At 44.7% G+C, this 12,176-nt stretch carries 10 protein-coding genes; 2 read left to right on the forward strand and 8 right to left on the reverse strand.

Annotation, left to right across the window (positions count from 1 at the left end; translation table 11 throughout):
- Positions 1-98: 98 nt before the first annotated feature.
- The 3 genes from ACVFI8_RS11385 to ACVFI8_RS11395 form a co-directional block, all read right to left on the reverse strand.
- The gene (locus ACVFI8_RS11385) at positions 99-590 is read right to left on the reverse strand and encodes an SRPBCC domain-containing protein (protein ID WP_457873824.1); all 492 of its coding nucleotides are present in this window, start codon (positions 588-590) and stop codon (positions 99-101) included.
- A 62-nt stretch (positions 591-652) separates the two neighbouring features.
- Positions 653-892, reverse strand: coding sequence for a hypothetical protein (locus ACVFI8_RS11390; protein ID WP_248713368.1), 240 nt, complete (start codon positions 890-892; stop codon positions 653-655).
- Positions 893-1,039: 147 nt separating this feature from the next.
- Positions 1,040-1,849: an ion transporter gene (locus ACVFI8_RS11395; protein WP_248713367.1), complete on the reverse strand. Its 810-nt coding sequence runs from the start codon at positions 1,847-1,849 to the stop codon at positions 1,040-1,042.
- A 262-nt stretch (positions 1,850-2,111) separates the two neighbouring features.
- Between ACVFI8_RS11395 and ACVFI8_RS11400 the strand changes: the two genes are divergently transcribed.
- Positions 2,112-3,995, forward strand: coding sequence for a methyl-accepting chemotaxis protein (locus ACVFI8_RS11400; protein ID WP_457871395.1), 1,884 nt, complete (start codon positions 2,112-2,114; stop codon positions 3,993-3,995).
- Between the two features lie 59 nt (positions 3,996-4,054).
- Here ACVFI8_RS11400 and ACVFI8_RS11405 read toward each other — a convergent pair whose 3' ends face one another.
- The 3 genes from ACVFI8_RS11405 to ACVFI8_RS11415 form a co-directional block, all read right to left on the reverse strand.
- On the reverse strand, positions 4,055-6,031 hold the full coding sequence (locus tag ACVFI8_RS11405) for a hypothetical protein (protein WP_457871396.1): 1,977 nt from the start codon (positions 6,029-6,031) through the stop codon (positions 4,055-4,057).
- Positions 6,032-6,057: 26 nt separating this feature from the next.
- Positions 6,058-6,837: a hypothetical protein gene (locus ACVFI8_RS11410; RefSeq protein ID WP_248713364.1), complete on the reverse strand. Its 780-nt coding sequence runs from the start codon at positions 6,835-6,837 to the stop codon at positions 6,058-6,060.
- 223 nt (positions 6,838-7,060) lie between these two features.
- The gene (locus tag ACVFI8_RS11415) at positions 7,061-8,209 is read right to left on the reverse strand and encodes a hypothetical protein (RefSeq protein ID WP_248713363.1); all 1,149 of its coding nucleotides are present in this window, start codon (positions 8,207-8,209) and stop codon (positions 7,061-7,063) included.
- Positions 8,210-8,515: 306 nt separating this feature from the next.
- On the opposite strand from ACVFI8_RS11415, the gene trhA reads away from it, so the two are divergent.
- Positions 8,516-9,145, forward strand: a complete 630-nt coding sequence (gene trhA / locus ACVFI8_RS11420; protein ID WP_457871397.1) for a PAQR family membrane homeostasis protein TrhA — start codon at positions 8,516-8,518, stop codon at positions 9,143-9,145.
- Between the two features lie 4 nt (positions 9,146-9,149).
- On the opposite strand, the gene ACVFI8_RS11425 is transcribed toward trhA, so the two are convergent.
- Together ACVFI8_RS11425 and ACVFI8_RS11430 are read right to left on the reverse strand one after the other, a co-directional pair.
- On the reverse strand, positions 9,150-10,589 hold the full coding sequence (locus ACVFI8_RS11425) for an MBL fold metallo-hydrolase RNA specificity domain-containing protein (RefSeq protein WP_457871398.1): 1,440 nt from the start codon (positions 10,587-10,589) through the stop codon (positions 9,150-9,152).
- Positions 10,590-10,842: 253 nt separating this feature from the next.
- Entirely contained in the window at positions 10,843-12,093 is a 1,251-nt protein-coding gene (locus ACVFI8_RS11430) for a methyl-accepting chemotaxis protein (protein WP_248713360.1), read from the reverse strand.
- Positions 12,094-12,176 lie beyond the last annotated feature (83 nt).

Consider the following 12,176-nt stretch of genomic DNA (forward strand, 5'->3'; position numbering starts at 1 on the left):
ACAGCACTTTAGACAGAGTAAACCTTTAAATAAATGTGCCAGCGATATTGCTGACACTCACTTCAACAGGCCATAAGCAGTATTGATTTTCGAAAGAGTTAGCAAACCTGCTGCTTTATCTGCTCTAGCCATTTACGGTGATAGGCTTGAATTTTGTTTGCCATAAAGTATTTACTTAGCCACGTTATGCCATTGCGCTGAGTCGCTTCGGTAATAACTTTACAGCCTTTATTTGAAGGTTGCAGCACCCATGCATGATACATATCTGCAGTGCCTATTTCCCCCTTCCATGCCAGCCGTTTATTGGGGGTAAATTCGACCACAGTGCCTTTTATGGTGGTTAACGGGGTTTGCCAATAGAAAATAGCGCCTTTAGATAAAGCTTGGCCGTTGCCATCGATAATTTGTACTGAGGTGGTATTGCGGCGCCACGTTGGCCAATCTGGCGCGTGAACTAAATTAGACCAAATATCTTCGGGGGAGGCTGAGATATCTAGCTGATTTTTAACATGTATTTGAGAGTGTTTCGGGTGGTAGTATTTGGGCCATCTAATTTTTTTAATAGAGATTAGCTTACTCCTTTTGCTTATTAAGAACGCTTATTATCTCATGTTGGCCAAAAATAAGCCAATTAGGCTTGGTCTCACGGGCCTTAATCGAGGTGTTTAAGTTTGAGCTGAAGCTTATCATTCATCGCGTTGGGGCGACGTTCGCAGGCACCCGATTTACAGTTTTGTAGGCAAAGCTGCCATAGGATTGGCTTCGCGTCTGCTTGAACGTCTGCCAGATCGTTTATGCAAATTGCCCCTTGGGCGAGCAGTAGTTGTAACTTAGCGACTGACAAGCTGAGGTGGATTCGATTGGCGTTAGCAGGAGGCGGTAGTTTTGTCATTGTCATTCCCAAATATCAATTGCGAATGATTATCATTACTGTGTTTTTGACTGTGGTCAAGTTTCTTTGATTGTTATCTCGGATCTTGGCTTAGTGTTGAAGCAACGCTTAACGGTTCTGTGCAGTTAAGCGCTGTGTTGCATGTGGTCAGCGCTGCTTAAGGAGGGCTTTTATCTCGGCCAACTCTTGTTGTAACTCTCGTAAAGTCGGCTCATTGGTGCCTTCGGCTAAGCTTTTTTCTTGCGCGGCATTGCTGTGCTCTTGCTCCATAACGTTTACTACGATACCAATGACCATGTTGAGAAAGGCGAAGGCAGAGAGGAAGATAAAGCTTAGGTAATAGCTCCAGCTAAAACTATACACCGCCATGGTTTCATACATCACGTCGGTCCAATCTTCAAAGGTCATTATTCTAAATAGGGTTAGCATAGATATAGCAATGTCTCCCCACAGCGTGGGGTTTATCTGTTCGAATAAGGTGCTGCCAATCGCGGCATAGATATAAAAAATAATAAACATTAGCAACATCACGTAGCCTAACTGGGGCAGTGATTTAACCAATGAGGTTAATAGAATACGTAGCTCTGGAATGACTGACACCATCCGCAGTACTCTAAATACTCTTATCAAACGGCCGATTACCGCCAGTTCAGAATTGTCTATGGGCACCAGGCTAATCAACACAATCAGCGTATCAAACACGTTCCAGAAGTTATTAAAGAAGCGCTTTTTGTTAGGTTCGGCGATGAAGCGGATACTAATTTCGACTAAAAAGAACAGGGTAATGATGTAATCTAAAACGATGGTGGCGGTCACCACTGCGGGGGGCAGTGCATAGGTTTTAGCACCGATTAGCAGGGCTGAAACGAGAATGACGGATATCACAAATAGCTCAAACAGCTTGTTGCGTTTAAGTCGTTCGAATTGTGTTTGTAAGCTTTGGCTGTTAGTGGTCAATGTTTGCAACTGCAGTATGATGAAATGCTGTTTTCAATTCTGCCGTATCTTGGGTCATTAACTCAAGCCTTAGATTATTTTATGGTCAAGCTGGTGGTGGCTATTCGTTAGGAAAAGGAGGGGTCGATGCTGTATTTACGGTGTTATCATATTACCCTAAGCCTAAGAAAAATAACGGTTGTGGGAGCTTAATCTACTCACCCGTCATTAAGCTAAGTTATAATTTAGTGACGTCCATTTTATCCCCTTGTTAAGGCCTTACATGTTTAAAAACCTTTCTTTAAAAAATAAGTTGGCAATCTCTGCTAGCTTAGCGATTATTCTCGGTGGCTTTTTGGTTGAAGGCTTGTCATTTCGGGCGTCTTTAGAGCGCTTAAAATATGATGTTGAGCAACGTTTGCTAAGCGCGTCAGCGTCCTACAACCAATACGTGTCAGACTGGTTGTTATCAAAAGAACGCTCACTAACTTCATTGTCTAGCGATGCCGATGAAAAACAGATAGTGAAACATTTAGCCCAAGTACGCGATGCTGCTGCTTTTGACAATGTATTTTTAGCCTATCCAGACGGCTCTCAGAAAAATCCAAATGGCGTGGTATTGCCAGCAGGTAACGACGACCCTCGCAAGTGGGGCTGGTATATTAATGCGCTAGCAGCACCTAACAAGGTGTTCATGGACAATCCCACGGTTGCAGCGGCAACCGGGGCTAATGTTGTCTCTTTGGGTAAAGCCTTAACACTCAACGGCCAACAAGTCGTTTTGGGCGCAGACGTTGAAATCACCGATATTCTTAATAGCTTAGAGCAGGTTATTTTACCGGGCGATGGTTATATGTTTATTGCTAATAAGCAAGGCAATGTATTTGTTCATCCCGATGCTAACCTGCTAAATCAAAGCATTAGCCGTTTGGGTTTAAATTTTAATGATGTAAAAAAAGCCGCTTCTTCAGCCAAATATATGTCGATAGTTATCGACGGCGAAGCCTTTGTTATTTTTGCTCGCGACATTGCGGGTACAGGCCTCGTCACCGTGAGTGTGGTTAATTACGATTCGCTAGTCGCGCCTTTGTTTGATGCGGTGATTGGCCAAGTTATTGTCACCCTGCTGGTGGTGATTGTCTGTGTGATTTTATTTAACCTACTGTGTAATGTTTTATTTAGACCACTTGGTAAAGTGTCAGACGCCTTGGCAGAGTTTGCTCAAGGTAATGGCGATTTAACTCAGCGTATTGAGATTGACAATCAAGATGAAGTGGGTGACTTAGCGGCTAATTTCAATACCTTTGTTGAATCATTGCAACAGCTGATTAGCCATATTCAAGTGCAGTCGGGCAAACTTGCTCAGCAATCAGAGGTGGGCATTAACCGGGCTAATCAGTCGGTGTCGGAAATTGAAGGTCAGCAGCAAGAGATTGCGATGGTGGCAACAGCGGTAACCGAGATGGCTTCAGCCACTCAAGAGATTGCCTCTCATGCTGATCGCACCGCTCAAGCTGCACAAGACTCTACGGTGAGCACCAACAGTGGCCATGAACTAGTGATGAACTCTAAGGCTTCGATTAATTCCTTGGCGAACGAAGTAACAGAGGCGGGGTCGGTGATTGCTGAGTTGAGCCAACACGCTCTAGAGATTAACACGGTATTAGCCACCATTCAGGGGATTGCTGAACAAACTAACTTGTTGGCACTTAATGCCGCCATTGAAGCGGCACGTGCAGGAGAGCAAGGGCGCGGATTTGCGGTAGTCGCTGACGAAGTGCGGGTATTGTCACAGCGTACCCATACCTCTACTGTAGAGATAAAGACCACGATTGATACCCTGCAAAAAACCACAGAACGAGCGGTAGCCTTAATGGGCAGTAGCTCTAAACTGGCCAGTGGCTCGGTTGAAGATGCGGATAAGGCCACCAGTGCCTTAGAAGAAATTACCAACGCGGTGACGCTGATCAGCGATATGGCAACTCAAATAGCCACCGCAGCACAAGAGCAAACCCATGTGACCAGTGAAATCACCCAAAATGTGGTGTCGATTAAAGACGTAAGTGACCAGTTAACCTTAGGGGTAAACGACGGTTTGGAGCAGTCTCGTGAGTTGCAAATTCAAGCTGAAGATCTGCAAAGTAAAGTGAAAACCTTTAAGCTTTAGCGATAAAAAAGCCGCTCTAGGTAAGAGCGGCTAGTCTTTTTTAGCTTGGTGGGGACTCACTAATTCTCGGTAGTGGCTTCTGATTCTGGCTCACCGTCTTTACGCTCAGATAGCATTGCATGCGCTTTAGGTGCATCTAAACTCAACTCGCTGCTGCGGTTTGCTAAGCGTTCTGGCGCTGAATCAGCTTTCATCTGTAAGTTAGAACTGTTGTATTCTTCTACCACTTTGCGCTGCTCATCATTCATTGCGGCGGTGCCAGCGCGGTTGCCAATGCTGTCCATTAACTCGTGGTGCAGTTCATCAGCTAAGTTTTCGTCGCCATGCATGGTCATGATATGGCGTGGGAACATGAGGTTAGTGTTACCTATGCCGGCAAAGGTTGAGCTGATTATGCGAGTAACAAATAAACGCGGCTGAATGGTTGAGGTAAACACACTCGTCTCTAGGCTGGTGCTGTCGTTGAAGCCTTTACCAAAGGTGCGGGTATCTTCTTTAACCGTACCTTTACACTTAAAGTAAACCAAGCTCGATTCAAACTGAATTTCGCTCCAAAACGGATGGCTTAGGTTGCTAAGCAGGCGACCAAAAATGGCGCAAATGCTAGCGGCGACCAATAAGCTAAGTACGGTAAAAAAGCTTTCAATGCTGGTTTGTACAAACGCGGGTCCGGTTTGGTCGTCCAGTAAGTCAAACACTACGCCATCGTAAAAGCTGGTATAAGTGGTGAGTGGGGTGAGTGCGTAAAATACCAGTAAGGTAGCAATCATTAGCAATGCTTGAGCAAGACTGGTAGACGCTATGCGCATTTTTTTGCTTACTGGTTCGTCTGTTTTCTCTACCGTTTTCGGTTGCGTTTCTTGAATAAGCTCGCCATCAAATTCGCCATTGTTAGGGTTTTGTCTGGCACTTAGCGGTTTATAAATTCGGTTTGGTACTTTCTTGTAGCGACGACGCTCCATTACCTGATGGTTAAATTCGTTGAATATATCCATTGGGCGGGCACCCACTTCGCTGGTGCGAGGTAGCTTGTCAGTGATCTCGGTGGTTGGGTTTGCTTGCTTAGCGCGTAAGGCGGTTAACCCTAGTACTAAGCCACAGCTAATTACTGCAAATACAAAAATTAAGCCCAACCAGGTAGCGTTGCTGTAGCTGTTGTAGGCAAGGTCGAGCATTTGAGTGGCCCAAACCATGCCTTCATTTAATTCAGCTTCTATTTCTAAACCACGTAGCTGTGCAGCAATAACCTCTTGATATTTTTCTAGTTCGTAGGAAAATATTTTACCCAGTATTATGTTGATGATAACTGGTACGCTCACGCACACCGCCACCATTTTCACAAAACCAAAGGCGCTTACTGTTTCAATACCACGGCCTAAACTGCGGTTAAGTGGGCGACCCGCTCTAAACCACACTAGTGCCACATAGCACAGCAGGGTAAAGGCAAAAAATGGCATTAAAATAGTGGCTTTATCACCCGCTAAACCTACCGAAGTAACAAAGCTTAAAATGGCAAAGCCAAAAAGGGCAACAAGGGTTTGTACCAATGCGCCAACAATACGTTGTGCTAAGTTTTGAATAGGGTAAGGCACAAAGGTGATTTTAGGGAACAGCGTGTGCAGTAGTCGAGCGACTAAACCTACGGGTTCCTTAAAGGTGTAGTTTTTGCTGCCTACCAGCATGGATTCAATTTGCTGCTGATCGTAGGCCACGTCTTGGCGTTCACGATTTGCGCTGTCTTGCTCTGACTTAGCGTGATTGAAAGACAATGACGTAGGCGCCGAGCGACCCACGTAAAAACGCATTACTTGCATTAACCCGCGGCCTAATGTCCATAAGCCATTGGCCATTAACACAAAGCCAATTAAAGCGAATGTCCAGCCAGTAATAGGGTGAGTTTGTACTGCACTGGCCACGTTTAGTAACGAGAGTAAGCCAAGTAGTGCTGTTATGCCGCCACGAATGGCACGCAAGGTGCCTTCAAAGCGAAAGGGATTGCGGATCCCTAAGTCGAGTGAGCCATGTTCAAAAGACATGTGAGTTCCTTAAACGATATCTTGGATTAAATAAGAGTTTGGTAGCCGTCTGCGTCGGTTTTTACATCTGAGCTTGCAGCGTTTGTACTACTGGACATTGGTGTTGATTCGCTAGGTTTATCGGCATTAGCAAAAATGCTTGGGAGCTGCTTTTCTAATGAGCTACCAAATGCTAAACGCAATTTGTTACGCAGCCGACCCACTGAAAAGCTAATAATTGCTTTACTTAAAGCAAAACCTGCAATTAAACCCAAGAAGGCTCTACCGTAGCTATTGCCGTAATTGCTACCGTACTGGCTTAGCTCAGAGATCAGTATGGGAGTATCCCAAAGCACAAAAGGGATAGATCGTAAAAAATTAAGGAGACCGCTAACGCTAAATTCAGGGTTTACCCAAAAAGCGGTCCAAGCAAATATTACGGCTAAAAGGCCAGTGATTACTAAGCGCCATTTTTCCAATTTTTGCGCAATGCCTTGCAGAGGAATAATTCGCTTAGCCGCATTTTGGCTGTTCTGATTGGTGGTATAACCTAAGAAATCATTTGAATGAATGTAGTAGCCGAAGCGAAAGGTTTTCTTTGTTTTTTTGTCTTCGCCCCATAGGGTTGAAATTAGCCGAGTTGATGGCGGAATATCGGGCTTAAAATCAATGCCCATGGTTTCAACTTTGCCATTATTGTCTTCCAAATAGATGTTGGTTCCGTCGCTAAATTGTTTGGATCCACCATAGGTTTTTGTTACCGAAATAACATTGTAGTCATAGTCATTTTTACCCACTCTGATGGTGGTTGGATGAGATATTTCCATTTTTTTCTCGCTACTGCAATTGGTCTATTTAACTCAAAATATGGACGGTAAACGCCCACCAATGCAGATTTTGCGGGAAGAATATTACACTAACAATGCGCTTAAACTAAAGATTATTATAATATTTAAAAAAATGTCATTGTTTTGATTTATATGACATTTTCATGATCTTAGGGCTGTATTGTTGAGCATTGCATTAGTATTTACACAGTGAAAAATTTTGTTACTTATCTTTGGGTAGGCAAATGTGCTGACGCAACAACTCAGCCGAGTCGGCTGCATTAGCTTGGCAAACAAACAAGCCTATTTGCTCATAACCTCCCATCATTTGGGTTTTGGGTAGAAACTCAACATATAGCCCACAACCAGGGCCATTATTCACAATCATGTTGTAAGCTGGGCTGATGTCCATTTGCTGCATTAATGTTAAAATAGCTTGAATAGCCTGCTGTAATCCTAACACCAATTGCTGCTGTTCTAGCTCGGTTAATTGATGAAGGTAACGCTTGTTAGCATCTTTAACTATTAGCAACATGTCCAACGGGCGCTTCATAAAATACGGTACCATTAGTTGCCATTCGCCATAATCCTTTACTAGCAGCTCAGTGGGGTTTTCTTCAATCATATACTGACTGAACGATTTATTATGCCGCTTCCTGAAACGCAGATTATTGAAGAAATGCTGCGGCAAAATATTACTGTAAGCAATTTGCTGGTGGCCATGCACCAAAGAGGCACCTGCGGTAGCACCATAGTTTTTGATGATCGATACGTAACCACTTACCGACTCTTGAGCTAATTGGGTTTCAGAGCGAGCCATGAAATCAGTGGGTTGATTAAGTAAGCTTTTTTCTAAAAAAGCTAAGCGCTTAAAGCTAATTAGTGCGTCATTAAAGGGCAGGTTTTGCCAGTCTTTGTTATGAATGGATGACGTCCATTGCAGTAGGTGAAAACCATAAGAAGCGCGACCTAGATGCTCGGGATCCTGATGTTGGAAATAGTCAGCCTCTTCATAGGGGAGGTTTTCAATGGGATGAAAAATAGGATAGAGATTTTTATTAATGAAGGTAAAGCCTTCACTGTGCTCGGCAATATCTAAAATGTCGGCGCTTTTCCCTTCACAAATCGGGCATTGGCTATCTTGATGCGTGGCCACGGGTTTAGCGGTGGTGTGTACCCGTTTGGCTCTCGCTGAATTGTAGATCACCAAATTGCCGTTGCGAGGGTCGATTTGGCAAACACCATCAGGAGCAAACTGTTTTAATTGAGGGTCATCGCTGATGTTTTTAAGCAGCTGTTGAAACTGCAGCTGACTCAGGTCTTCACTGATAGCTAAAGATTTGGCTAAGGCCAGTGGTAACTGTTGTTTCATCCATCGTCCTCTATCTGTGAAGCGCCAGTTTTTCAGTGCCATCTTAGTATAGGATAAGCAAATGTTTTTGCGGGCGTAGTTGGCGACTAAAAACAAGTCACGTTAAATTCGCGATGTTTACTTTATTGTTAATAGTTGACGTTTTGTGGCTGGCTTCATCTCCTACATGCGGTATGTCTTTATTGCTGTGTTGCGGGTTTAAGTTGTAGCTACTCATTTGCCATATTGCTTGTTTAAATATTTCAGTGTACAAGTGTACGCTGAAATATTAAGGTAGTAGCCAAGATTAAAAATGTAGGTCACGACATGCTTGTCCCCACTAGTTACTCTGCTAGAGAAGAAATGCTCAATGTAGTGTCTCACTTACTCGGTTTGCTGATTGCCATCTTGGGCTTAGTGATGCTTGTTGGTAAAGCTAAAGGGCCGCTGGAGCTTAGTGCTGTTGGCGTTTATGGCGGTTCGCTGATTTTGTTATTTTTGGCTTCTTCGCTTTACCATGCGGTGCCCAATCAGGCTTGGAAAGCCGGTTTAAAACTGTTTGATCACTCGGCTATTTATTTGCTGATCGCCGGAACCTACACTCCCATTTTACTGATTGCTTTTGATGGCTGGTTATCACTGGTTTCGATGATTGTTATTTGGACCCTCGCAGCCTTCGGAGTGGGCTTCAAGTTGCTTACAGGCACTCGCTTTCCCAAAGTGTCGCTGACCACTTATTTGGCCATGGGGTGGTTGGCCTTAGTATTGGCCTACCCTATGTATCAGCATATACAGGCAGGTGGCTTGTGGTTAATTGCAGCAGGGGGCTTATTGTTTAGTGTTGGTGCGATGTTTTATGTGGCCAAACATAAAGCCTACACCCACGCCATATGGCATGTATTTGTAGTGGCAGGATGTGCCTGCCACTTTGCTGCCATTTATGAGTATGTGCTGTAGTGGCTTAGGGCAACCAAACTAATTCAGGTAAGGCGCTGATATCTAACTTATCCCCCCGTTTTGCCGTTATTATCGAGTGTGGTCGAATCGCCGATGAGGCTTGGATTGCCTCGATCAAGCCTTGCTGAGCACTTGCTTCCCCATGTACTAGAATCAGAGGCGGGGCATCCTCAAACTGTTGATACCAATGCATTAGCTCTGCTTGGTCGGCATGTGCTGATAAACCACCTACCGTGTGTAGTTTAGCGGCTACTTTAACCGGTTTACCGTGAATGGTGAGGTGGTCTACGCCATCGACTAATAGGCGCCCAGGGGTGCTTAGCGCTTGATAGCCACAAATAATTACATCACATTCACTGCGCCATAGATTGTGCTCTAAATGGCAGCGGATCCGACCGCCATTACACATACCGCTGCCAGCAATAATGATTAAACCTTGGCTAATGTCATTCAGTTCCATCGACTCTTCAGTACTTTGAATAAACTCTATATTTGACAGTAGCGGGTGCTCTCCTGGATGCTGGCGGGTAAAGCGTTTAAAGTCATCGTCCATCACCGGATAATTGTTGATATAAACTTTGGTGGCCTCAATTGCCATTGGGCTATCTAAGCAAATCTTCCAGCGTGATAAATCCCACTGTTTGGCATATAAATGAAATAAATACAGTAGCTCTTGAGCGCGACCGACAGAAAAGGCTGGAAGTAGAATATTACCTCGGCTGCCGCTAATAGCGGCTGAGAATATTTGCTCAAGTTCGTTAATGGTGTCATCCCAAGAACGGTGTAAACGGTTACCGTAGGTGCTTTCCATTAGGACTAAATCAGCCTGCTTAATAACCACTGGATCATTCAATATTGGCATGCCTTCACGCCCTAAGTCACCGCTAAACACCAGCTTTTTCTGAGTGCCTATTTCACTTATCCAGAGTTCAACAATGGCTGAGCCTAGAATATGTCCGGCATCAGATAGCTGAATAGTGAGTTGCGGAAGTACCTCCACCTTCTGCCCGTAACTCAAGGGATAGAATTGTTTAACGGTCTGTGCGACATCGTCTTCATCAAACAGTATTTCAAGCTCAGGAAGATTGTTTTTAATTCGCTTTTTGTTTTGTCTCTCGGTATCACGTTGTTGCAGCATCGCGGCATCTTTGAGCATGATTGCACAAAGCTCTGCCGAGGCTTTATGGGTATAGATAGGTCCGTTAAAACCTGATTTTACTAGCTGAGGGATCCTGCCTGAGTGGTCGATATGCGCATGACTCAGAATAACCGCATCGATGTTATTAGGATCGAAAGAGAAGGCTTGGTGATTGCGTAATGCGTCGGCTTTACTGCCTTGAATTAGACCACAATCTAATAATACGTTTTTGCCATTTATCGAGAGCAGATGACAAGAGCCGGTCACCTCTTCGGTAGCACCTAAAAACTGTAGAGTCATGGTCATAATGCACCTCCAATCTCGAGATTAACGTCTTCTTTAGACGTGTTCACTTTAAGGATAGACCAGCCCCTACACAAAATGTGTGCGCAACAGCAAAACGCTAGCTCGCGCATGGCAGGAGGAAGTACTGCTTTAGATTCACAAAGGAGGGATTGCTGGCGATTCAGCGGCTAGCTTAAGCCAAGAATCAATAGGTATAGCAAGCGATGGTGCTATCGCTAAAGGCTAATAACTAGCCTTTAGCGACGTCGAGGACTTATTCTGCTTTTAATGTTGAAAGCTGTTGGTTAAGTAGGTTAGCTACTTGTGATAATTCGCCACTAAGGGTTTCGATGTCGTGTGCCAGAGAGTTTTGCACTCCAGCCGCTTCGCCAATACCGGTAATGTTGCGATTAATATCAGCGCTGACATGGCTTTGCTCTTCAGCAGCAGTAGCCACTTGAGCGGCATTGTCATTGATGGCCGCGATGCTGGCCACAACGGTATGCAACTGTTCATAGCTGGCTTCAGTGTCTTTGGCTGTGCTGTTAACTTGCTCGCGGCTCGTAGCAATTAAATCAACGGTGGCATTTACATCACTTTGTAGTGCTTGAATCAGTTGATTAATTTCTTCGGTAGAGCTTTGGGTTCTGCCTGCTAAGTTTCTCACTTCATCGGCCACCACCGCAAAACCTCTTCCTTGCTCACCAGCCCTTGCGGCTTCAATGGCTGCGTTGAGAGCCAGTAAGTTAGTTTGCTCGGCAATACCACGAATGGTTTCTAAGATGCTGTTAATATCTTGGCTACGCCCTGCGACCTTAGTGATGCGCTCACTAATGCCTTCCATACTGCCAGATACATTGCGGATCTGCTCTACCGAGCTTTGAAACTCTTGTTGAGTTTGGCTTAGCTGCTGCTCTGCTTGTTGCGCATTGCTGGCGGTACCGTTGGCTAACTCAGCAACATTACTGGCTGTTGAAGACATTTGGTTTACTGCAGTGGCAACATTGTCGGTTTCGCTATGTTGTAAGCGACTAGCTTCTCCGGCTGATTCTGCATTCTTGGCTAGGGTGAGTGAGCCTTGAGTGAGGTGGTCAGATTGTTTTTGCAGCTCGTTAACCATTAAGCGTAGCTTTTCGGTAAAGGCATTAAACTCACCGGACATGTTGACCAGCTCTTGATGACCTTGAATATCGAGCTTGAGTGTCAAGTCTCCATCATTACCTGCTAGGTAACCAATGCGGCGAGTCACTTCCGCTAATGGGTCTAAAAAGCTTTGTACAATGCGTGAAATAATGAAAAGCGCTATGGCTCCACCAATCACCGCGATCAATAGCATAGTACTATGTGCATCTGCGGTTGTTTGGGCGAATAAGTCTTGAAGTTGACGGGCATCTAGCTGGCTAGCTGCGGCGGCTTGCTCGGCACTTAGCGAAGCACCTCCAAAGATTAACATGCTGCTTAACAAGCAAATAAATAGTAGCGTGATACTGATTAACAATTTTAGTTTAAACGACAACTGCGCCATTCTGATCCTCCGTGAATGCGTATCCGTCTAACATCGCATACTTTGTCCTTAAGTGCTTAACTTTTATCGTGTATTGTCGGTGG

It is taken from the genome of Agarivorans sp. MS3-6 (genome assembly GCF_054112545.1).

Coding starts and splice junctions, on each gene's coding strand:
- ACVFI8_RS11430 (WP_248713360.1), bottom strand. CDS start 12,093: ATGGCGCAGTTGTCGTTTAAACTAAAATTGTTAATCAGTATCACGCTA.
- ACVFI8_RS11410 (WP_248713364.1), bottom strand. CDS start 6,837: ATGGAAATATCTCATCCAACCACCATCAGAGTGGGTAAAAATGACTAT.
- ACVFI8_RS11390 (WP_248713368.1), bottom strand. CDS start 892: ATGACAAAACTACCGCCTCCTGCTAACGCCAATCGAATCCACCTCAGC.
- ACVFI8_RS11400 (WP_457871395.1), top strand. CDS start 2,112: ATGTTTAAAAACCTTTCTTTAAAAAATAAGTTGGCAATCTCTGCTAGC.
- ACVFI8_RS11405 (WP_457871396.1), bottom strand. CDS start 6,031: ATGTCTTTTGAACATGGCTCACTCGACTTAGGGATCCGCAATCCCTTT.
- ACVFI8_RS11415 (WP_248713363.1), bottom strand. CDS start 8,209: ATGAAACAACAGTTACCACTGGCCTTAGCCAAATCTTTAGCTATCAGT.
- trhA (WP_457871397.1), top strand. CDS start 8,516: ATGCTTGTCCCCACTAGTTACTCTGCTAGAGAAGAAATGCTCAATGTA.
- ACVFI8_RS11425 (WP_457871398.1), bottom strand. CDS start 10,589: ATGACCATGACTCTACAGTTTTTAGGTGCTACCGAAGAGGTGACCGGC.